Here is a 20,176-nt window from a genome sequence, read left to right on the forward strand (position 1 = left end):
CTCTTACGCGGCGAAGTTCTTCGCGACAAAGTCCCAGTTAACCAGAGCCCAGAAGTGCTCCAGGTAGTTCGGGCGCGCATTACGGTAATCAATGTAGTAAGCATGTTCCCACACGTCCACGGTCATCAGCGGCGTAGCGCTGGTGGTCAGCGGGGTGCCCGCGTTAGACGTGGACACGATAGCCAGTTTGCCATCCGCCTCTTTTACCAGCCATGTCCAGCCAGAACCGAAGTTCTTGATGGCGGCATCGGTAAACTTCGCTTTAAACTCTGCAAAGCTGCCAAAGGCGGCGTTGATGGCGGCTGCCAGTTCACCGGCAGGTTCGCCACCGGCATTCGGCGCCAGGCAGTGCCAGTAGAAAGTGTGGTTCCACACCTGAGCCGCGTTGTTAAAAACGCCACCCTCTGAGCTGCGAACGATCTCTTCCAGCGTTTTGCCTTCAAAATCGGTGCCCTTGATGAGGTTGTTCAGGTTAGTGACGTACGTCTGATGATGCTTGCCGTAGTGGTATTCCAGGGTTTCCGCAGAAATGTGCGGTGCCAGGGCGTCTTTTGCATACGGTAGTGCAGGTAATTCGAACGACATTGCTTCTCTCCTTATTGTATTTTGTGTTGCCAATAACCCTACAGACAACAAGGACAGGATAGCAAATTGAAAGGGTATGCAAAAGAGGAACTTACCCTGCCGCAGATGCGGCAGGGCAGGGATTAACGAATGGTTTTTGGCGTCATGACGCGACGCGCGCCGACGTAATGACGTACCCAGTAATCTTCGCTGAGCGAGGTGATCTGAATGTCCTGACCGCTGCGCGGAGACTGGATGAATTTCCCGTTGCCGACGTAGACGCCCACGTGGTCAGCCGTACCGCGACCCTGCGTGCGGAAGAAGACCAGGTCGCCGTTTTCCAGCTCACCCCGGTTAACCGGTGACGCATCGCGCAGGTGATACATCTCATTGGCGGTACGTGGAATACGGAATTTAACCAGATCTTTATAGGCGTAATAGACGAGGCCGCTGCAGTCGAAACCGGTACGCGGCGAACTGCCGCCCCAACGATAAGGTTTGCCAATCTGCCCCATCAGTTTATTCATCGCGGTTTTTTGCGCTTTTTGCACACGCACTTTATGCACATCCGCCAGCTTTGTTACCTTCGTGCATTTTGCTTTATGGCCTTTACGGGTAATGCATTTTTCTGTAACGAGGTTAGCGGCGGTCTGCGAAGCATTATTTTTGGCGGTGCGGGTAGTGCGGGAAGATTTTGTTTTCGTCTTGCTGGAAGCGGTTTGTTTAGTCTGAGCGGTGGTTTTTTTCTTGTCGTTCTTGTTGCTGGTTTTTTTCTTACGTTCTGTGGCTTTCACCAGATGGCTTTTTTGTACAGCAGATTGCCGCGCCTGCTGAGAGGCGTTTGCCGCTGGCGTTAACGTGAGTGATGTAAACAGTAAAGCACAGAGCGTGATCGAGATTTTAGTTATCCGCGCCACTGGGCAGTCCCCTGATATATGCAGGTCATCAATAATACCCGCGTGTGATTTACAAAGCCCGTCGATTCTAATCCATAAAAACCCGAGAAGTTAATAGCATTTTTCAATCTAAAAACGTGTTTCGTTAGCAAGTGCAAAAAAATTCATCGTTCTGACGCACAATTGTTCACTCCCTAAGCAAAACCCTGACGGGCGGAGGGGTAAACACCATTTGCAATGCAACTTTTGTGGAGTCGGGGTAAAATATATAAACGTGACGAAAATGTTATTTTCCGATGCCAGCCTGACCCGCTACAATGTCAGACTATTGCCGTAACAGAAGTTAAAGGAAGCAAGACATGAGCACCACTATTGAAAAAATCCAGCGCCAGATCGCTGAAAACCCGATTCTGCTGTATATGAAAGGTTCTCCGAAGCTGCCAAGCTGCGGCTTCTCCGCGCAAGCGGTTCAGGCGCTGTCAGCCTGTGGTGAGCGTTTTGCTTACGTTGATATCCTGCAGAACCCGGACATCCGCGCTGAGCTGCCAAAATACGCTAACTGGCCGACCTTCCCGCAGCTGTGGGTAGACGGCGAGCTGGTGGGCGGCTGCGATATCCTGATTGAGATGTATCAGCGCGGCGAACTGCAGCAGCTGATCAAAGAGACGGCGGCGAAGTACAAAACGGAAGAGCCGGACGCTGAATAATTTTCTGCGTTAATAAAAAAGCGACCTGAAGAGGTCGCTTTTTTTTATTCTTCACTGTCGCCCATCGGCAGCGGCCAGCCGCCCAGACGCTTCCAGCGGTTGACGATCTCACAGAACAGCTCTGCGGTGCGCTCCGTATCGTATAAGGCGGAGTGCGCCTGGGTACCGTCAAACGGTATACCCGCCGTAATGCAGGCTTTGGATAAAACCGTTTGTCCCAGTGCCAGGCCGCTTAGCGCGGCGGTGTCGAAGGTCACGAACGGGTGGAAAGGGTTGCGTTTGAGCGACGCGCGTTCGGCTGCTGCCATGGTAAAGCTGTGATCGAAGGTGGCGTTATGGGCTACCATGATGGCGCGGCTGCAGTTGCTCTCTTTCATGCCTTTACGCACCATTTTAAATATGGCGTGCAGCGCATCATATTCACTGACTGCACCACGCAGCGGGTTATGCGGATCGATACCGTTAAACGCCAGCGCCTCCGGCTGTAAGTTTGCCCCTTCGAAAGGTTCAATGTGGAAATGCAGCGTGGTGTCCGGTGTAAGCCAGCCCTGTTCATCCATCTTCAGCGTGATGGCGGCAATTTCGAGCAGCGCATCGGTTTTAGCGTTAAATCCGGCTGTTTCTACATCAATGACAACGGGATAAAAACCACGAAAACGGTCGCACAGACCGCTAAATTGAGCGTTATCGGACATCAGGGTCTCTTACAAGGGGAAAAAGCAGTGCGCATTATGGCAAATTTTGCAGGGTGATGCAGTAAAACTACGGGCGCATGTTGCGCCCTGAGGGATCAGTTGCCCAGACCGCGACCCGCGTCTTTGGCTTCAATCAGCTCGATCTTGTAACCGTCCGGATCTTCTACAAAGGCAATAACGGTGGTGCCGCCTTTTACCGGGCCGGCTTCGCGCGTGACGTTACCGCCGTTGCTGCGAATGCGTTCACACGCCTCGGCCGCGTTATCCACTTCCAGCGCGATATGGCCGTAGGCGGTGCCCAGCTCATAGCTGTCCACGCCCCAGTTGTAGGTCAGTTCAATGACCGCTTCATCCGTTTCCGGGCCGTAACCCACGAACGCCAGCGAGTATTTGTATTCCGGGTTTTCGCTGGTGCGCAGCAGCTTCATGCCCAGGACGTTAGTGTAGAAATCGATTGAACGTTGCAGATCGCCAACGCGCAGCATGGTGTGAAGTAGGCGCATAATTTCCTCATTAACCAATGGAATAGACTATTTTTTTGAACAGAAACGATGTTTTAGTATAGCGGCGAAGTGTCGCCGCTATCAATGAACAATGGCGAGATTACAGTGAAGGGTAGTCGGTGTAGCCTTCCGCGCCGCCGCCGTAGAAGCTCTCAGGACGCTGCGGGTTCAGGGCCGCTTTCTGCTGTAGTCGAGCAACCAGATCCGGGTTGGCAATATAGTCGCGGCCAAACGCCACGGCGTCGATCAGCCCTTTATTAATCAGGTCTTCGGCTTTCTCAGGGGTATAAGCACCCGCTCCGATGATCACCCCGTGGAAGCGCTCGCGCACTTTCTGACGGAAGGCTTCCGTATAAGGCTTACCGCCGGCCCAGTCCGGCTCGGACATGTGCAGATAGGCAATGCCGCGTTTCGCCAGCTCTTCAATCAGATACAGCGCGTCCGCTTCTTCATTCGGACCGTTGTCGACGTTCTGGAACGTACCGATTGGGGAGACGCGGATACCGATACGGTCCGGGCTCCACTCCTGACAAACGGCGTCAACCACTTCCAGCACCAGGCGGGCGCGGTTTTCGACGCTGCCGCCGTACTGGTCGGTGCGATGGTTAGACGACGGTGACAGGAACTGGTGCAGCAGGTAACCGTGAGCGGAGTGCAGCTCAACCAGGTCAAAACCGGCTTCGCGGGCGTTGGCCACGGCCTGACGGAAATCGTTCACGATACCCGGGATCTCATCCAGCTCCAGCGCGCGTGGCGTAGAGGTGTCGACGCGGATCGCGTTACCGTTTTCATCGCGCAGGGAGGTGCGGGTGTTCGCGTTCAGGGCAGACGCTGAAACCGGCGCCTGACCGCCAGGCTGAATGCTGCTGTGGGAGATACGACCGGTATGCCACAGCTGGACCGCAATGCGACCGTCTTCAGCGTGAACGCCCGCGGTGATTTTCTGCCATGCGGCGATCTGCTCCGGGCTGTGCAGCCCCGGCGCACCCGCATATCCCTTGGCCTGAGCAGAAATCTGCGTGGCTTCAGTGATGATCAGGCCAGAGCTGGCGCGCTGACGATAGTATTCACCCATCAGTGGGGTTGGGATATCACCCGGCTCAATGCTGCGCAGACGGGTAAGCGGAGCCATAAACACGCGGTTTGGCGCGGTGACGGCACCCACTTTTAAGGGGGTAAATAATTTTTCAGCTGACATAACGACTCCTGAGTAGACCAGTCGACTAGTAATAACGTAAATAAAAACGCCTGCTAAGCGCCAGGCGCAGTAATCGTACTTATCACATGTGCCAGCGCGCTTTCGAGCGGCACGGCACTGCGAGAAATTTTAGCCTGCAGGTTGGCGCCTAACCAGAGGGAGTAGAGCACCTGAGCCTGCGTTAAGGGATCCCCGGGGAAGGCGAGCGTATTTTCTTCGCGCCCCTTCGCCAGCGCCTGCGCCAGCAGGGCGATAACGCCGCTGGCGCCTTTATCCATTGCAGTGCGCATATCTTCTGAGAGATCGCACACTTCGGCAGAGAGTTTAACCGTCAGGCATCCGCTGATAATGCCCTGCTGACAGAACTGGTTCAGCGTTTCCTGGTAGTAGTTCAGAACACGATCCCGATAGTTACCTTCCCCCGTGGCGAAGTGGGTCGCGAGGCGCTGGTGGTAAGCAGCATAGTGCCGCTCCAGCATCGCCACGCCAAAGGCCTCTTTGGACCGAAAGTAGTGATAAAACGACCCTTTCGGTACCTCAGCGGTTTTTAATAGCTCGCTCAACCCCATACCGGTGAAGCCGCGGTGCATGCACAGCCGCTCGCCGGTCGCCAGGAGATGTTCGCGCGTGTCGTGTTCAGTATTTCTGCTCATGGATTCACTCTAATAGACCGTTCGGTCTAATGCAAGCGCTGTTACCGGCGACACGCATTCAGAATGTCCAGCTGTTGCTGATAAACGCTTGATTTAACGTCCATCATGCCCAGCACCGTCGAGAATAAATTGTCCTGCGAAACCGCATTTTTTGCTGCGTGGTCGCGTAAACACTGCGCGTTGATGCCAAAGTTTTTCGCATAGTCCGGGGACAGCCAGAACATAAACGGAATGTGCGTCTGCTGCTCCGGCGCCAGCATGTACGGCGTGCCGTGCAGATAAATACCGCTTTCACCGAGCGATTCCCCGTGATCCGAGAGGTAAATCAGCGCGGTGTTCATGTTCGCCTGACGGGCTTTCAGCGCATCAATGGTTTTGCTGACCATGCTGTCGGTATACAGGATGGTATTGTCATAGGTGTTCATCAGCGCCTGATGGTCGCAATCCTGAATTTCGTTGGTGTCGCAGGTGGGGGTGAATTTACGGAAATTATCCGGGTAACGGCGATAGTACGCCGGGCCGTGGCTGCCCATCAGGTGGATAACCAGCACCGTGTCCTGCTTCAGACCGTCCAGCACGTTGTCCAGGCGGTAGAAATTCACGTCATCAATACAGGACTGGTCTTTGCAGAACTGATCCAGCTTCCACTGCGTCATGTCGGTATGGGGAATACGATCGCAGGCACCTTTACAGCCACCGTCGTTGTCGCGCCACAGGAGGTTGATACCCGCATGGTTGAGTACGTCGAGCAGCCCTTCCTGATGGTGCGCCAGGTCGGCATCGTATTTGCTGCGCGTCATACCGGAGAACATGCACGGAACGGATACGGCGGTTTCAGTGCCGCACGAGGAGGCCTGCGGGAAGTTAATCACATCCTGCTTTTTCAGCTCGGGGTTGGTTTCACGCCCGTAGCCATTGAGGGAGTAGTTCGCCGCGCGCGACGCTTCGCCGATGACCAGCACCAGAACGGCTTTCTTCTGCTGACCCGTAATCAGCGCGCCTTTGTGCGCATCTTCGCCAATCCGCACCAGCGTTTGATCGCCGGCAAACCAGCGCATCTTGCTGTATTTCACCACGGCGCTGACGTAGTTCGCCGGAGTGACCATTTTGACGATGCTTTTGTTATTGCGGAACAGCGACGCGTAATCTTTATAAAACACTGCGGCGATAAGAATAATCACCAGCAGGGCACCGAGCATCGCGGCAACTCGCGTCAGCAGGGCGTACCACCATTTGCCGGTACGAATGCGGGTCAGCGCCAGCACCAGGGATGGAACAAGACCGGCTATGACAATCCACAGAATCATCTGCGGGGTCACCAGCGCGGTGGCTTCCTGGGAGTTAGTTTCGAACACGTTCACAATCATGTTCTGATCGATGACCGCGCCGTAGGTAAACATAAAGTAAGTTGCCGCAGCGCACCCGACAGTTAAGACGATCATCAGCGGCTTACGGATATACGGGATATTGAGCAGGCTAAATACAATGATCCAGCCACAAAACAGCACCACCGGCACGGATGCGGCGAAGAGAATATCGTGCAGATGCGCAGGGGCAATAATGGCCCAGCTGCGCTGGATAAACAGCCCGTTAAGCAGAGTAAAAAAGAGTGCACAGCCCAGAGTAAATTTTATGTCGTTACATTGTAACTTTTTACTTAACCACATCGATCGTAAAACCTGTCATTGTCATGATGTGGCGAGTATAAAGAGGGAAGATTAGTGAAACCTTAATGCCACAAAACTGTGGTAAAGCCCTTGCACGCGGCGCTTTTAGCGTCTTCACTGTAGGTGAGAGAGGTTAAACGGAGGTGAGTGTGGCAGAGCAACTGGAGTTTTTCCCCATCCAGAGCCCGTGCCGGGGGATTTGTCAATCAGATGAACGCGGTTATTGCCGCGGGTGCATGCGTACCCGTGACGAGCGTTTTAACTGGCAAAACTTCAGCGACACGCAAAAGCAGGATGTGCTGCGCCTCTGCAGACAGCGACTTCTGCGCAAAATCCGCGCAAACAAAGCCTCTGAGACCGAAGAACCCCAGCAACCTTCACTGTTTTAATGCGGTAATTGCGTATACTCATGACATCACGTCCTTGAGGAAAATGTTATGGTTCAGCGTATTACCCTTGCCCCCCAGGGGCCAGAATTCTCCCGTTTTGTGATGGGCTACTGGCGCCTGATGGACTGGAATATGTCCCCCCTCCAGCTGGCAAGCTTTATTGAAGAGCATATCGATTTAGGGGTAACAACCGTCGATCATGCGGATATTTACGGTGGCTATCAGTGTGAAGCCGCCTTTGGCGAGGCGCTCAAGCTGGTTCCGGCACTCCGGGAGCGCATGGAGATCGTTACCAAATGCGGTATTGCCACCACGGCCAAACCGGAGCATGCCCTCGGCCACTACATCACCGACAGCGCTCATATCATCAAGAGCGCCGAGCAGTCGCTGGTCAATCTGGCAACCGATCGTATCGACCTGCTGCTGATTCATCGTCCGGACCCGCTCATGGATGCCGACGAGGTGGCGGAAGCCTTCCTGAGTCTGCATCAGAGTGGGAAGGTGCGTCACTTCGGCGTCTCCAACTTTACCCCGGCCCAGTTTGCGCTGCTTCAGTCTCGTCTGCCGTTTACGCTCGCCACTAACCAGGTTGAGATCTCCCCGGTGCATCAGCCGCTGCTGCTGGATGGTACGCTCGACCAGCTGCAGCAGCTGCGCATTCGCCCGATGGCCTGGTCGTGCCTCGGCGGTGGACGCCTGTTTAATGATGATGCGTTCCAGCCGCTGCGCAATGAGCTGGAAACCATCGCCCGCGAGCTGAACGCCCAGAGCATAGAGCAGGTGGTTTACGCCTGGATCCTGCGTCTGCCGTCAAAACCGCTGCCGATTATTGGCTCCGGGAAAATTGAACGCGTCCGTTCCGCGCTGGCCGCCGAAGAGCTGCAGATGACCCGCCAGCAGTGGTTCCGCATCCGCAAAGCCGCGCTGGGTTACGACGTGCCTTAAACCGCAAGAAGGTGACTTTCCGGTGAAATCTGGGCCCCTGGTATACACTTAAGGGGCAAAAAATAACCAGCGGAGGTCATATGAAGCGTTTTACTCTGGCATTGGTCACGCTGGTTGTTTGCGCAGGGGCGCAGGCAGCCAGCGACGAAGTAGAAATGAATCTCGTCACCTCACAGGGTGTGGGTCAGTCCATCGGGACGGTGAAAATCACCGAGACCGATAAAGGGCTGAAATTCGCACCCGATCTTAAAGCACTCCCGCCGGGCGAACACGGCTTCCATGTTCATGCCAAAGGGAGCTGTCAGCCAGCCATGAAAGAGGGTAAACCGTCGGCAGCGGAAGCAGCAGGGGGCCACCTTGACCCGCAGAATTCAGGCAAACATGAAGGGCCTGAAGGTATGGGACACCTGGGCGACTTGCCGGTGCTGGTGGTAAACAATGACGGTAAAGCCACGGATCCGGTCGTGGCCCCGCGGCTGAAAAAGCTGGATGAGGTCAAAGGCAAAGCGCTGATGATCCATGTGGGCGGCGATAACATGTCCGATCAGCCTAAACCGCTTGGCGGCGGCGGGGCGCGCTATGCCTGCGGCGTAATCTGATCCCCAATCGTTCCCGGCGGGGGCGCCTGTTCCAGCTGCGACAGCGAGCAGTGCAGGCGCCAGATTATCGAGGCCAAATCGCGGGCTGCGGGAAGATGATGCCGGGCAAGGGTGTCGCAGATCCGCTGCAGTTCAGCCAGTGTGGCCTCCAGAGGCCGCTGCTGAACGCCGCGCTCGCTCATCACATCGCGTAGCAGAGAGATACACACATCACGTACCTGCGACAGCGGATCGGAGCGCGTTTCCCATGCGCGAAGCTGCCAGACCACGTGCGAGCAGTTCAACAGCACCACCCCCCAGCGCAGCAGCCAGCGGCGGGACAGCGCGTCCTGGCTGTTATTTAACTGGCTGACGTGGTGATAAACCAGCGATTCATACTCGCTTTCTTGCAGATGCGGCTTGCGGCTGAGCTGGTCGACAAATCCTCTGCGCAATTCACGGATATGTCGACGGCTTTTGCGTGCGTCAGAGCCGGGACGCAACACCGCGAAGGCCAGCCACGCCAGCCCGACGCCAAGGATCTTTGCCAGGTTGTCATTCAGAAAAGCGGCGTAATCATACACCGGCGGATTCGTCACGGAGATAAACGAGCCCATAAAGACAATCAGCTGCCCCCACAGACCCGCCAGTTTCGGCATTTGCAGCTTAAGGAGCTGCATCGTAGTTAGCAGCGGAAACAGGAACAGCAGAAACTGCCAGAGATCGCTTATCTGTACCATCAGGCCAAACTTCACCACAAAACTGAACAGTGATAGCAAAACAAGCGTTCGCAGCAGCAACGTAAGCGAGTTAAACGGCGAGGCCGCGACGGAGTAAAGCACGCAGCTGATAGCGGCAAGCGTTAACGCCGCAGAACCTGACTCCCACTGCGTAGTAATGCTCCACGCCCCCACCAGCATCAGTGCGCTGAAGGTGCGAAAACCGCTCCACAGCGCTTCCAGATAATCGGTGTGACGTGCGAGAGCCGGGCTGCCGGGAACGGCGAACTCCGTGACCGGGGTAGCATTCTCTACCGCCTTAATCCAGCGGCTGCTGCGCAGGTATAGCCGACAAAAGTAATTCAGCCGCTGCCAGAAGGCGCGATGGCGATAATCAAACTCATCCACCGGGGCGAGCGGGGCGATGATCTTCGCGACGGTATAGATGTCCGCATCCGGTCGCGCGAGCGCCGCGAGCAGGGTTTCGATTACCGCGCGGGTGTTTTCTGGCGGTGTCGGCCAGTTGAGCAGCATTCGGCGCAGGCTGGAGATAGCGCTGGTCATGCGCAGCTGCTGGTGCAGCAAATAGTTAAGCAGCGTGTTCTGACGGCGAAAACGGTAATGGCTCCAGAACGCCTGAATTCGCAACAGATTCATGGTCAGGATCTGCCCGATAACCTTTTCATGCGCGAGGCGGATGTCATCGCTGGTATCCGGTTGCCACAGCAGGCTCGCATGTTCCAGTAGCCGGGTATGCATGGTTTTCAGCGCAGTGATAAGCGCAGTGCCGTCAGAGGTGCTGGGCAGGATCATCATCATAAATCCGCCGCAGAGGATCCCGACAATGACTTCGCAGACGCGCGCCTGTGCGATATCCCATAGCTCGGTGGTGTCGAGCACGTTGACGACCGGGAAGGCGATAATGGCGGCGGTATAGCCCGCCAGCTGGAAAGCATAGGCCACGTTATTGGTGAAATGGGCGCAGGCCCAGGTACAGCAACCCAGCCATGCCGCCATGCTCAGCAGGAACAGCCACGGATCGTTCAGCGTGTGGCCCGCAATGATTAACGCCGCGGTGGCGCCCAGCAGGCTACCTGCGATACGGCCAAGGCTTTTGCTGATCACCCCGCCAACGGTGGGGAAGCTTACCACCGCCGCGGAGGTCATCGCCCAGTAGGGTTCATCCAGGTTCAGATAATAGGCAACAGTCAGCGCCAGGCACATGGCAATGCCGTTACGCAGCGCGTAGCGCCACTGGGGGCGCGTCGCTTTCATCCACGGCGTGTTTTGCCAGGAGAGCGCCTGCAGCTTCATTAACGGGTTCCGATAGAGACAGTGCAGGTGGTGCCGGAAACCAGCGTGATGTCCTCGGGTAAACGGTCAAACTCCACGCGCACAGGCACGCGTTGAGCCAGGCGCACCCACGGTACGTTCGGCTTGATGTCCGGCACCAGCCCGGAATCCGTTTCAACGCTTTGATCGTAAATGGCGCGGCCAATGCTGGAAACGTGACCCTGTAACTTTTGCGGGCCACTATACAGCGTTATGGCGGCGGGTGCGCCTTCACGGATATGACGAAGCTTGGTCTCTTCGAAATAGCCCACGACGTAGAACGAGTGGCTGTCGACGAGAGCAAAAACCGGCTGACCGGCGGTGGCATAATTTCCCACCCGGGCGGAGAGGTTGGTCACCCATCCGTCGACGGGTGCGGTGACCACGGTTTGGGTTAATTCCCACTGCGCCTGCTTCAGCGTGGCCTCAGCCACGTTGACGCTCGCCTGCATGGCCTTGACGTTGATATTGGCGGTATCTAAATCTTCCGCGGAGATGTAGTTTTTCGACAGGTGACGGCGGCGATTGGCCTCATTATTGGCCTTTGCAAGGTCAGACTGGGCTTTTGCCAGCTGCGCCTGGGCGTTCAGAATCGCAATGTGATACGGGGTGTCGTCGATGCGGAATAACACCTCTCCCTTTTTAACGTACTGATTATCCTTAACCAGCAGCGTTGTGATACTTCCCGACACCTGGGGGGTGATGCTGACCTGCTCAGCGCGAACTTTGCCGTCACGGGTCCAGGGGGACTGCATATAATAATTCCACAACCACCATCCAGCAGCCAGGGCGAGGACAAGAACGAACAGGGTGGAAAAGTACTTCAGCGTTTTCAGAGGCATATTCACCACACGATCAGAACAGCAAGGCCCAGGCATACGGAGAGGGCAAACAGGGAGAGATCCATCAGCATGGGGTGCCAGATTTCGCCGGAGTACATCCAGTCGCGAAGCAGGCGATGCGCGATGAGCCAGAGAACAAAGCCCACCAGCACGGCTTTAAACAGGGGAGGAAAGTAGACTGACGCACCGAAGATCAGGTCCTGAAGGGGTAAACCTTCTGAGCGATGAAAAAAGATCACAGGCAGAAATCCTTTGCAGTGAACAGAATGCCGCGTTGGCTTGTCTGAGTATGAAGAAGCATCATAATTCAGTGTAAGTCATACTTTTGAGTCCGATGAATGCAGTATTGCATTTGTTTTGCCAATACAAATGCTGCACACTATTCTAAAATCAGTATAATAACTTAGCAAGCTAATTATAAGGAGATGAAATTGGAATCGCCATTAGGTTCTGATCTGGCAAGGTTGGTACGCGTCTGGCGTGCTCTGATTGACCATCGCCTGAAACCTCTGGAACTGACGCAGACGCATTGGGTCACGTTGCACAACATTCATCAGCTGCCGCCCGACCAGTCGCAAATTCAACTGGCTAAAGCGATAGGCATTGAGCAACCGTCGCTGGTGCGCACGCTTGACCAACTGGAAGAGAAGGGACTGATCTCCCGGCAAACCTGCGCCAGCGATCGTCGCGCCAAGCGCATTAAGCTGACGGAGAAAGCGGCGCCTATCATCACTGAAATGGAAGCGGTGATCACCAAAACGCGCGGTGAAATCCTTTCAGGGGTTTCACCGACGGAGCTGGAAATGCTCATCAGCCTCATTGCGCGCCTTGAGCAAAACATTCACGAGCTACAGTCTCGCGACTGACCAGACAACAAGGCCTTGCATCTGCAAGGCCTTGTTTTTACTTAAAGACAACGACGCGGTTACGGCCCGTCTCTTTCGCTTCATACATCGCCTTATCGGCACTTTCCACGCACGCTTCTGCGCTTACCGACGAAGAGGTTGCCGTAAACACACCCATGCTGATGGTAATCGGCTCTGGTAACTGACCCTCGCTGCTAATTTTATCAAAACCGCTTAGCTTCAACCGAATGCGCTCTGCCACCTGATATGCGTCTTCTGCGGAGGTGTTTGCCAGCATCAGGACAAACTCTTCGCCGCCGATTCGCGCTGCGATATCCTGCGGACGTACGGAGTCCATCAGCAGATTGGCGACAAACTGCAGGACTTTATCTCCCTGCAGGTGACCGTAGTTGTCGTTGATACGCTTGAAACGATCGAGATCGCTGACGATAACCGAAACCGGGCGGCTGGGTTTGGCGATGCCCAGCGCCTGGTTTAACGATTCATAAAAATAGCTGCGGTTATACAGGCGCGTGAGCGGATCGCGAATCGAATTTTGATACGACTGCTGATACTTCAAATGGGAGTCACGATACAACCTGAAGACATCATAGAGCAGCACAAAAATAATAATCAGCGTCGCGACGGTTTCAAATAATCGGGCGCGATACCAGGATATATCTTCTGCATGTCCGCCTACCAACAGCATAGAGAGCGTGACGACATAGCAGACACACAGAAAATTACCGCCTACCCAGAACAGATTACGCACGCGCGTAATAAACATCAGCGTGGCTAGTGTCACGACCCAGAGAACGATTAATGAAATATTAATGCTGTGGCTCCAGAGAACCATAAACTGCCGCGTTTCATTATCAACCAGATCGAGGGATAAAAACGGGGAATGGCTGGAATACATCCAGGCCAGCATCACCATACATGCGGTAAAAAGAAATGAACCGCTAACGATGATGATATGCGCCAACCGTGAAAGGGGCAGATTGCGCGTGGGATAAAGTAATGCCGAAACGATCATCAGCACCGCCATTAAGAGGTGGCGGAACATATAGTAGATCATCGCATCGTTGTAGTTCACAACGTTGAACTGATAGAGATCCAGCCACGCCGGAAAGCTGGTCAATGTTCCGACCATCAGCAAGGCCGAACCGGCAAAGGCAAATGAGATGGCAATCAGATAGAGCCGCCGCTTATCACACCAGTATTTCATTGCCATAAAACAGGCAATAAACAGGTGAAACACGAGTAAAAAAATGGTGAGTGTGGGGAACAAAAGAGGCGAAAAGGACGGAACCCAGTCAACCAGTTTTGAAAATAAAGCCTGTAATATTCCGATGACGACCAAGCAACCGAAACAGAACGAGATATAACGACCTTTTACAGAACGACTATTCGCAAGCATATAAAGTTATACAAATTAAAATAATTATGAAGAGATGATTGCGAAGAGTTTAATCAATTAGCACGCTAAATACTTTGCGCAGAAACAATATATGGCGCGTTTAATAATGCGTGGGATGAATGCATTCTGTAAATATATTTGTGAGGGTGATATATATTGTAAATGGATGTGACCTGATGACCACATCCATTTTTAATTAACGCGGAGAAACGGTAACCTGGCTGCCGTTGCTCGCCAGCACGACGCGTTGACCAGCCGAGAAGCGGGTGTTGCCCTGCTTCTGAACAACCATAATGGTGCTGCCGTCGTCTTTACGAATTTCCAGCTCTACACCCTGGGTTTTGTTCATCGCGCCCTGAACGCCCTGACCCGCGACACCACCCGCTACAGCCCCCGCTGCGGTTGCCAGAGAACGGCCCGTGCCGCCGCCAACGGTATTACCCAGGAAACCACCCAGTACAGCACCGCCGATTGCGCCCATCACGTTGTTTTCATCACCACCCTGAATTTGCACAGGACGGGCGTTAACAACGGTACCGTAAGTCACGCTCTGAACCTGTTTTGCTTCAGAAGCGCTGTAAACGTCGCCAGACAGCGAGCTGTCGTTCACACAGCCAGCCAGGGTTAAACCAATCAGCGAAACGCCCAGTACACGTACAATCATTTGAATCTCCTGTTCACCAAAAACGCCCATCTGGAGGCATCCGTTATGGCTAAATTATATGGCATAAAGAGCCATAGTTCATATCTTTGCACTAACAATAAGAAAATTGTACTTGAATTTGACTTAACGAGACATAAACAGGAGCCACTCGCCATACCGGCAAGACATTGTTAAAAAATATTATCGTCGGATGGCAAAGGAGCGCTGTTTATGGTTGAGTGGATATCCTTAGCCCACGCAACGTAAGGAAAGCGCATGAAATCGGGTCGCTACATTGGTGTGATGTCGGGCACCAGTCTGGATGGGGTAGATGTCGTTCTGGCCGCCATTGACGAACATATGGTGGCACAGCAGGCGAGCCTGACCTGGCCAATCCCCCTTTCGCTGAAAGAGGACATTCTGAGCATCTGTCAGGGGCAGCAGTTAACCCTCTCCCAGCTTGGTCAACTTGATGTTCGGCTGGGGGCGCTGTTTGCGGATGCGGTGCAGGCGTTAATGCAAAAAGAACACCTTCGTCCCCAGGATGTGGTCGCCATCGGGTGTCACGGACAAACCGTCTGGCATGAGCCGACTGGCGACGCGCCGCATACGTTGCAAATCGGCGATAACAACCAGATTGTGGCGAAGACGGGCGTAACGGTCGTCGGGGATTTTCGTCGCCGCGATATTGCGCTTGGCGGCCAGGGCGCGCCGCTGGTGCCTGCCTTCCATCAGGCGTTGCTGGCGCACCCAACAGAACGCCGCATGGTGCTCAACATAGGCGGGATTGCTAACCTCTCGATGCTTATTCCGGGGCAGCCCGTTCGCGGCTACGATACCGGCCCGGGGAATATGTTAATGGATGCCTGGATCTGGCGGCAGTGCGGTCAACCGTATGATAAAAACGCCGAGTGGGCGAGCGAGGGTAAAGTGGTTCTCCCGCTGCTGCAGTCCATGCTCAGCGACCCTTATTTTGCCTTACCGGCGCCGAAAAGCACGGGACGAGAATACTTCAACTTTGGCTGGCTCGAGCGCCAGCTTGCGCTGTTCCCGGCACTCGCTCCGCAGGATGTCCAGGCGACGCTTGCCGAATTAACGGCCGTGTCGATCTCTGAGCAAGTGCTGCTCAGCGGCGGCTGCGAACGCCTGCTGGTGTGCGGCGGGGGAAGCCGAAACCCGCTGGTGATGGCGCGTCTTGCCGGGCTGCTGCCGGGCACCGAGGTGACGACGACGGACGAGGCCGGCATCAGCGGGGATGATATGGAAGCGCTGGCTTTCGCCTGGCTTGCCTGGCGCACTATCGCAGGGCGGCCAGGGAATTTGCCGTCGGTAACCGGCGCGCGCGAGGCCAGCGTCCTCGGGGCGATTTTCCCTGCAAATCCTCGTCATAATCAGAGTTAACTGAAATTCAGCGCGGCGCCTCGTCGTTAGAATGGAATAAAACAGGGGGGCAGCCATGCCCTCCAGGACCAGGAAAGTCTTCGGAATACGACCATGAAAAAACTTCTTCTTATTGCCGCGCCTTTATTGCTGTCAGGATGCAGCGTCTATAACCAGTTCCTTGAGCGCATGCAGACCGATACGCTGGAGTATCGCTGCGATGAAAAACCGCTGACCGTGAAGCTGAATAACCCGCGTCAGGAAGCCAGCTTCGTTTACGATAACAAGCTGCTAACCCTTAAGCAGGGTATCTCGGCCTCCGGGGCGCGTTATTCGGACGGCATCTATGTCTTCTGGTCGAAAGGCGACAGCGCCACGGTCTACAAACGAGACCGCATTGTGCTGAACAACTGCCAGCTTGAAAATCCGAAGCGTTGAGATTTTTACAGGGGCGGCGCACAATAGCGCCACCCAATCTCAAGATCAGCTAACGCCATGTCAGATAACGACGAACTGCAGCAAATTGCGCATCTGCGCCGTGAATACACCAAAGGCGGCCTGCGTCGCCAGGATCTTCCCGCTGAACCCCTCGTGCTTTTTGAGCGCTGGCTGAAACAGGCCTGCGACGCGAAGCTGGCCGACCCAACGGCCATGGTCGTCGCGACGGTAGATGAAAACGGTCAACCGTATCAGCGCATCGTCTTGCTTAAGCATTACGACGAGAAAGGGCTGGTGTTCTATACCAATCTGGGCAGCCGCAAGGCGCACCACTTAGAAAACAACCCGCGCATCAGCCTGCTGTTCCCGTGGCATATGCTTGAACGTCAGGTGATGGTCACCGGTAAAGCGGAACGTCTCTCGACCCTTGAGGTGGTGAAGTATTTCCACAGCCGCCCGCGCGACAGCCAGATTGGTGCCTGGGTGTCAAAACAGTCCAGCCGGATCTCTGCCCGCGGCGTGCTGGAAAGTAAATTCCTGGAGCTGAAACAGAAGTTCCAGCAGGGGGAAATTCCGCTGCCCAGCTTCTGGGGCGGCTTCCGCATTCCGATTGAGCAGATGGAATTCTGGCAGGGCGGTGAGCATCGCCTGCATGACCGCTTTTTATACCAGCGCGAGAATGGCGGCTGGAAAATCGACAGACTGGCCCCGTAATCCCCGAAATTTGTTGATTTAAGCGCTAGCGCACACCGCGCTTGCGCTTTATTCTATGGTCCTTTCGCATCAGGCGAAAAGTCGTGTACCGGCAAAGGTGCAGTCGTTTATACATGGAGAATTTGATGGCAAGCAGTAACTTGATTAAACAATTGCAAGAGCGGGGCCTCGTGGCCCAGGTGACGGACGAGGAAGCGTTAGCAGAGCGACTGGCGCAAGGCCCGATCGCGCTCTATTGCGGCTTCGATCCCACCGCTGACAGCTTGCATTTGGGGCATCTTGTTCCATTGTTATGCCTGAAACGCTTTCAGATGGCGGGCCATAAGCCTGTTGCCCTGGTGGGCGGCGCGACCGGTCTGATTGGTGACCCGAGCTTTAAAGCCGCGGAGCGTAAGCTGAACACCGAAGATACCGTGCAGGAGTGGGTGGATAAGATCCGCAAACAGGTTGCACCGTTCCTCGACTTCAACTGTGGTGATAACTCTGCCATTGCTGCTAACAACTACGACTGGTTTGGCGGCATGAACGTGCTGACCTTCCTGCGTGACATCGGCAAGCACTTCTCTGTTAACCAGATGATTAACAAAGAAGCGGTCAAGCAGCGTCTGAACCGTGACGATCAGGGTATCTCCTTTACCGAGTTCTCCTACAACCTGCTGCAGGGCTATGACTTTGCCTGCCTGAACAAGCTGCACGGCGTCTCTCTGCAGATCGGCGGCTCTGACCAGTGGGGGAACATCACCTCCGGTATCGACCTGACCCGTCGTCTGCATCAGAACCAGGTCTTCGGCCTGACCGTTCCACTGATCACCAAAGCAGACGGCACCAAATTCGGTAAAACCGAAGGCGGCGCGGTGTGGCTCGATCCGAAGAAAACCAGCCCGTACAAATTCTATCAGTTCTGGATCAACACGGCGGACGCCGATGTTTACCGCTTCCTGAAGTTCTTCACCTTCATGGACATTGCAGAGATCAATGCGCTGGAAGAGGAAGATAAGAACAGCGGTAAAGCGCCGCGTGCCCAGTACGTGCTGGCGGACGAAGTGACCAAACTGGTTCATGGTGAAGAGGGCCTGGCCGCGGCAAAACGCATCACCGCAAGCCTGTTCAACGGTACGCTGAGCGATCTGAGCGAAGCGGACTTCGAACAGCTGGCGCAGGACGGCGTGCCGATGGTTGAGATGGAGAAAGGAGCTGACCTGATGCAGGCGCTGGTGGACTCTGAGCTCCAGCCTTCCCGTGGTCAGGCGCGTAAAACCATCGCCTCCAACGCTATCACCATCAACGGTGAAAAGCAGGCTGATCCGGAATACACCTTCGTTGACGGCGACCGTCTGTATGGCCGCTACACGCTGCTGCGCCGCGGTAAGAAAAACTACTGTCTGGTCTGCTGGAAGTAAGTAAAAGTCTCGAGGGGCGTGGGAAACCACGCCCTTTTTGTTTGTTCAGGGTTTGGTAAGAAAAAGATGAAGAACATCCTCGCCATTCAGTCCCACGTTGTGTTTGGACATGCTGGCAATAGCGCAGCGGAATTCCCGATGCGCCGCCTCGGTGCCAACGTCTGGCCTCTCAATACCGTGCAGTTCTCTAACCACACGCAATACGGCAAATGGACCGGTTGCGTGATGCCGCCTTCGCACCTCACAGAGGTTGTGCAGGGTATTGCGGATATCGACCAGCTCAAGCGCTGCGACGCCGTTCTGAGCGGCTACCTCGGCTCAGCGGAGCAGGGGGAACACATCCTCGGCATCGTCCGTCAGGTGAAAGCGGCAAACCCGGCGGCAAAATATTTCTGCGACCCCGTCATGGGACACCCGGAGAAAGGCTGCATTGTGGCGCCTGGCGTAGCGGAATTTCATGTTCGCCATGCGCTGCCCGCCAGCGATATCATTGCGCCCAACCTGATTGAGCTGGAGATCCTCTGCGAGCATCCGGTTGACAGCGTAGAAGAGGCTGTACGCGCGTCTCGCGAGCTGATAGCCCAGGGGCCGGAGATTGTGCTGGTAAAACATCTCGCCCGCGCAGGGCTGACCCAGGAGCGTTTTGAGATGCTGCTGGTGACGAAAGATGACGCATGGCATATCAGCCGTCCGCTGGTGGATTTCGGCACGCGTCAGCCGGTGGGCGTGGGTGATGTGACCAGCGGGCTACTGCTGGTGAAACTGTTGCAGGGTGCAACGGTGAGAGACGCGCTGGAGCACGTGACGGCAGCGGTGTACGAAATTATGATTGCGACGAAAGAGATGCAGGAATATGAACTGCAGGTGGTCGCGGCACAGGATCGTATCGCGAAGCCGGAGCACTATTTCAGCGCCACACGGCTATAATCGTCCAGAGTTCGTAGGCCGGGTGAGCGTCAGCGCCACCCGGCAACACAGACGCCTCGCTTAATTCAACCCTTCCGCTTTTAGCGCCGCGGCCACCGCTGGACGCTCCGCCACGCGCGCCATATACGATGCGATATGGTCCAACCCTTCCAGGTTCAGCTTAACCGCACGCGCCCAGCGCAGTACGGTAAACAGGTACGCGTCGGCAATGGTGAAGCGTGAACCACAAATCCACTGATCGTCTTTCAGCGATTCGTTAACATACTGCAGCTTTTTCTCCAGCAGAGCTCGCACGGTAGGCTTGTACTCTTCCGGCGTATCCGGGCGGAAGAGGGGGGTAAAACCTTTGTGCAGCTCGGTGGCGATATAGTTCAACCACTCCAGCGTTTTATAACGTGCGACGCTGCCGGTAGGGGCAAGGAGCTGGCGATCCGGTACGTTGTCCGCCAGGAACTGCATAATCGCCACGCCTTCGGTCAGCAGAGTTCCGTCATCCAACAGCAGGGCCGGAACCTGCCCTTTTGGGTTAATCGCAAAAAAGTCATCCCCGTTTTCCAGGCGCTTTTTCATCAGATCAACGCCATCCAGCGTGAAATCTTTGCCGCTCTCGCGCAGGGTGATATGGGAAGCAAGAGAGCACGCGCCCGGTTTGTAGAACAGTTTCATCGGTAACTCCTTTTTGCTGAGGTTTCAGCTATGTTAGTGCGCGAAGGGACAAAAA

23 protein-coding genes are annotated in these 20,176 nt (G+C 55.1%); 10 read left to right on the forward strand and 13 right to left on the reverse strand.

The annotated features are described in order from the left end of the window. Positions 1–3: 3 nt before the first annotated feature. Both sodB and IM294_RS00720 read right to left on the reverse strand, forming a co-directional pair. Positions 4–585 (reverse strand): superoxide dismutase [Fe], encoded by a 582-nt coding sequence (gene sodB / locus IM294_RS00715; protein WP_028012892.1) that lies wholly within the window; start codon positions 583–585, stop codon positions 4–6. Between the two features lie 122 nt (positions 586–707). Then, complete coding sequence (locus tag IM294_RS00720) at positions 708–1,481, reverse strand: C40 family peptidase (RefSeq protein WP_126817453.1); 774 nt, start codon at positions 1,479–1,481, stop codon at positions 708–710. A 338-nt stretch (positions 1,482–1,819) separates the two neighbouring features. On the opposite strand from IM294_RS00720, the gene grxD reads away from it, so the two are divergent. Then, positions 1,820–2,167, forward strand: coding sequence for a monothiol glutaredoxin 4 (grxD, locus tag IM294_RS00725; RefSeq protein ID WP_003832760.1), 348 nt, complete (start codon positions 1,820–1,822; stop codon positions 2,165–2,167). Positions 2,168–2,211: 44 nt separating this feature from the next. Here grxD and rnt read toward each other — a convergent pair whose 3' ends face one another. The 5 genes from rnt to eptA form a co-directional block, all read right to left on the reverse strand. Beyond that, positions 2,212–2,862, reverse strand: coding sequence for a ribonuclease T (gene rnt / locus IM294_RS00730; protein ID WP_028012894.1), 651 nt, complete (start codon positions 2,860–2,862; stop codon positions 2,212–2,214). A gap of 95 nt (positions 2,863–2,957) precedes the next feature. Then, a complete protein-coding gene (gene gloA, locus IM294_RS00735) occupies positions 2,958–3,365 on the reverse strand; it encodes a lactoylglutathione lyase (protein ID WP_013096923.1) in 408 nt (135 codons plus the stop codon). A 100-nt stretch (positions 3,366–3,465) separates the two neighbouring features. Beyond that, positions 3,466–4,563, reverse strand: a complete 1,098-nt coding sequence (locus IM294_RS00740; protein ID WP_028012895.1) for an alkene reductase — start codon at positions 4,561–4,563, stop codon at positions 3,466–3,468. 53 nt (positions 4,564–4,616) lie between these two features. Continuing rightward, positions 4,617–5,216 carry a TetR/AcrR family transcriptional regulator gene (locus IM294_RS00745; RefSeq protein WP_047368408.1) on the reverse strand — a complete coding sequence of 200 codons (600 nt, stop codon included), beginning with the start codon at positions 5,214–5,216 and terminating at the stop codon, positions 4,617–4,619. Between the two features lie 41 nt (positions 5,217–5,257). Next, a complete protein-coding gene (eptA, locus tag IM294_RS00750) occupies positions 5,258–6,883 on the reverse strand; it encodes a phosphoethanolamine transferase EptA (protein WP_126817452.1) in 1,626 nt (541 codons plus the stop codon). 149 nt (positions 6,884–7,032) lie between these two features. On the opposite strand from eptA, the gene IM294_RS00755 reads away from it, so the two are divergent. The 3 genes from IM294_RS00755 (at position 7,033) to sodC (ending at position 8,816) form a co-directional block, all read left to right on the forward strand. Next, the gene (locus tag IM294_RS00755) at positions 7,033–7,272 is read left to right on the forward strand and encodes a DUF1289 domain-containing protein (RefSeq protein ID WP_028012898.1); all 240 of its coding nucleotides are present in this window, start codon (positions 7,033–7,035) and stop codon (positions 7,270–7,272) included. A gap of 48 nt (positions 7,273–7,320) precedes the next feature. Continuing rightward, complete coding sequence (locus IM294_RS00760; RefSeq protein WP_028012899.1) at positions 7,321–8,217, forward strand: aldo/keto reductase family oxidoreductase; 897 nt, start codon at positions 7,321–7,323, stop codon at positions 8,215–8,217. A gap of 80 nt (positions 8,218–8,297) precedes the next feature. Further along, positions 8,298–8,816 carry a superoxide dismutase [Cu-Zn] SodC gene (sodC, locus tag IM294_RS00765; protein WP_063438364.1) on the forward strand — a complete coding sequence of 173 codons (519 nt, stop codon included), beginning with the start codon at positions 8,298–8,300 and terminating at the stop codon, positions 8,814–8,816. On the opposite strand, the gene IM294_RS00770 is transcribed toward sodC, so the two are convergent. From IM294_RS00770 to IM294_RS00780, 3 genes are read right to left on the reverse strand one after another with little or no spacing between them, the layout of a single operon-like run. After that, positions 8,795–10,828 (reverse strand): FUSC family protein, encoded by a 2,034-nt coding sequence (locus IM294_RS00770; protein ID WP_041910337.1) that lies wholly within the window; start codon positions 10,826–10,828, stop codon positions 8,795–8,797. The genes sodC and IM294_RS00770 overlap by 22 nt on opposite strands. Further along, on the reverse strand, positions 10,828–11,688 hold the full coding sequence (locus IM294_RS00775; protein WP_045261497.1) for an HlyD family secretion protein: 861 nt from the start codon (positions 11,686–11,688) through the stop codon (positions 10,828–10,830). Before IM294_RS00775 ends, IM294_RS00770 begins: the two co-directional genes overlap by 1 nt. 2 nt (positions 11,689–11,690) lie before the next feature. Beyond that, on the reverse strand, positions 11,691–11,927 hold the full coding sequence (locus IM294_RS00780) for a DUF1656 domain-containing protein (protein ID WP_028012903.1): 237 nt from the start codon (positions 11,925–11,927) through the stop codon (positions 11,691–11,693). A 186-nt stretch (positions 11,928–12,113) separates the two neighbouring features. On the opposite strand from IM294_RS00780, the gene slyA reads away from it, so the two are divergent. Beyond that, positions 12,114–12,554: a transcriptional regulator SlyA gene (slyA, locus tag IM294_RS00785; RefSeq protein ID WP_028012904.1), complete on the forward strand. Its 441-nt coding sequence runs from the start codon at positions 12,114–12,116 to the stop codon at positions 12,552–12,554. Positions 12,555–12,591: 37 nt separating this feature from the next. On the opposite strand, the gene IM294_RS00790 is transcribed toward slyA, so the two are convergent. Then, on the reverse strand, positions 12,592–13,953 hold the full coding sequence (locus IM294_RS00790) for a GGDEF domain-containing protein (protein ID WP_126817450.1): 1,362 nt from the start codon (positions 13,951–13,953) through the stop codon (positions 12,592–12,594). Between the two features lie 196 nt (positions 13,954–14,149). Then, positions 14,150–14,617, reverse strand: coding sequence for an outer membrane lipoprotein SlyB (gene slyB / locus IM294_RS00795; protein ID WP_028012906.1), 468 nt, complete (start codon positions 14,615–14,617; stop codon positions 14,150–14,152). 255 nt (positions 14,618–14,872) lie between these two features. Between slyB and anmK the strand changes: the two genes are divergently transcribed. The 5 genes from anmK (at position 14,873) to pdxY (ending at position 19,455) form a co-directional block, all read left to right on the forward strand. Continuing rightward, on the forward strand, positions 14,873–15,997 hold the full coding sequence (gene anmK / locus IM294_RS00800; RefSeq protein ID WP_063942578.1) for an anhydro-N-acetylmuramic acid kinase: 1,125 nt from the start codon (positions 14,873–14,875) through the stop codon (positions 15,995–15,997). Positions 15,998–16,090: 93 nt separating this feature from the next. Next, positions 16,091–16,414 carry a C-type lysozyme inhibitor gene (gene mliC / locus IM294_RS00805; RefSeq protein WP_028012908.1) on the forward strand — a complete coding sequence of 108 codons (324 nt, stop codon included), beginning with the start codon at positions 16,091–16,093 and terminating at the stop codon, positions 16,412–16,414. Positions 16,415–16,471: 57 nt separating this feature from the next. Next, positions 16,472–17,128 carry a pyridoxamine 5'-phosphate oxidase gene (gene pdxH / locus IM294_RS00810; protein WP_028012909.1) on the forward strand — a complete coding sequence of 219 codons (657 nt, stop codon included), beginning with the start codon at positions 16,472–16,474 and terminating at the stop codon, positions 17,126–17,128. 125 nt (positions 17,129–17,253) lie between these two features. Continuing rightward, the gene (tyrS, locus tag IM294_RS00815) at positions 17,254–18,528 is read left to right on the forward strand and encodes a tyrosine--tRNA ligase (protein WP_028012910.1); all 1,275 of its coding nucleotides are present in this window, start codon (positions 17,254–17,256) and stop codon (positions 18,526–18,528) included. Between the two features lie 66 nt (positions 18,529–18,594). Beyond that, positions 18,595–19,455 (forward strand): pyridoxal kinase PdxY, encoded by an 861-nt coding sequence (gene pdxY, locus IM294_RS00820; protein ID WP_126817448.1) that lies wholly within the window; start codon positions 18,595–18,597, stop codon positions 19,453–19,455. Between the two features lie 60 nt (positions 19,456–19,515). Here the strand turns inward: pdxY and gstA are convergent, their stop codons facing one another. Continuing rightward, the gene (gstA, locus tag IM294_RS00825) at positions 19,516–20,121 is read right to left on the reverse strand and encodes a glutathione transferase GstA (RefSeq protein ID WP_028012912.1); all 606 of its coding nucleotides are present in this window, start codon (positions 20,119–20,121) and stop codon (positions 19,516–19,518) included. Between the last annotated feature and the right edge of the window lie 55 nt (positions 20,122–20,176).

Origin of the sequence: Enterobacter cloacae complex sp. P43RS (assembly GCF_014930585.1) — a bacterium.
GTDB classification, from domain to species: domain Bacteria; phylum Pseudomonadota; class Gammaproteobacteria; order Enterobacterales; family Enterobacteriaceae; genus Enterobacter; species Enterobacter bugandensis.

Excerpts from the sequence above, each read along its gene's own strand:
- sodB (WP_028012892.1), bottom strand. The coding sequence starts at position 585 with ATGTCGTTCGAATTACCTGCACTACCGTATGCAAAAGACGCCCTGGCA.
- grxD (WP_003832760.1), top strand. The coding sequence starts at position 1,820 with ATGAGCACCACTATTGAAAAAATCCAGCGCCAGATCGCTGAAAACCCG.
- rnt (WP_028012894.1), bottom strand. The coding sequence starts at position 2,862 with ATGTCCGATAACGCTCAATTTAGCGGTCTGTGCGACCGTTTTCGTGGT.
- gloA (WP_013096923.1), bottom strand. The coding sequence starts at position 3,365 with ATGCGCCTACTTCACACCATGCTGCGCGTTGGCGATCTGCAACGTTCA.
- IM294_RS00740 (WP_028012895.1), bottom strand. The coding sequence starts at position 4,563 with ATGTCAGCTGAAAAATTATTTACCCCCTTAAAAGTGGGTGCCGTCACC.
- IM294_RS00745 (WP_047368408.1), bottom strand. The coding sequence starts at position 5,216 with ATGAGCAGAAATACTGAACACGACACGCGCGAACATCTCCTGGCGACC.
- eptA (WP_126817452.1), bottom strand. The coding sequence starts at position 6,883 with ATGTGGTTAAGTAAAAAGTTACAATGTAACGACATAAAATTTACTCTG.
- IM294_RS00760 (WP_028012899.1), top strand. The coding sequence starts at position 7,321 with ATGGTTCAGCGTATTACCCTTGCCCCCCAGGGGCCAGAATTCTCCCGT.
- sodC (WP_063438364.1), top strand. The coding sequence starts at position 8,298 with ATGAAGCGTTTTACTCTGGCATTGGTCACGCTGGTTGTTTGCGCAGGG.
- IM294_RS00770 (WP_041910337.1), bottom strand. The coding sequence starts at position 10,828 with ATGAAGCTGCAGGCGCTCTCCTGGCAAAACACGCCGTGGATGAAAGCG.
- IM294_RS00775 (WP_045261497.1), bottom strand. The coding sequence starts at position 11,688 with ATGCCTCTGAAAACGCTGAAGTACTTTTCCACCCTGTTCGTTCTTGTC.
- slyA (WP_028012904.1), top strand. The coding sequence starts at position 12,114 with ATGAAATTGGAATCGCCATTAGGTTCTGATCTGGCAAGGTTGGTACGC.
- IM294_RS00790 (WP_126817450.1), bottom strand. The coding sequence starts at position 13,953 with ATGCTTGCGAATAGTCGTTCTGTAAAAGGTCGTTATATCTCGTTCTGT.
- slyB (WP_028012906.1), bottom strand. The coding sequence starts at position 14,617 with ATGATTGTACGTGTACTGGGCGTTTCGCTGATTGGTTTAACCCTGGCT.
- anmK (WP_063942578.1), top strand. The coding sequence starts at position 14,873 with ATGAAATCGGGTCGCTACATTGGTGTGATGTCGGGCACCAGTCTGGAT.
- mliC (WP_028012908.1), top strand. The coding sequence starts at position 16,091 with ATGAAAAAACTTCTTCTTATTGCCGCGCCTTTATTGCTGTCAGGATGC.
- pdxH (WP_028012909.1), top strand. The coding sequence starts at position 16,472 with ATGTCAGATAACGACGAACTGCAGCAAATTGCGCATCTGCGCCGTGAA.
- tyrS (WP_028012910.1), top strand. The coding sequence starts at position 17,254 with ATGGCAAGCAGTAACTTGATTAAACAATTGCAAGAGCGGGGCCTCGTG.
- pdxY (WP_126817448.1), top strand. The coding sequence starts at position 18,595 with ATGAAGAACATCCTCGCCATTCAGTCCCACGTTGTGTTTGGACATGCT.
- gstA (WP_028012912.1), bottom strand. The coding sequence starts at position 20,121 with ATGAAACTGTTCTACAAACCGGGCGCGTGCTCTCTTGCTTCCCATATC.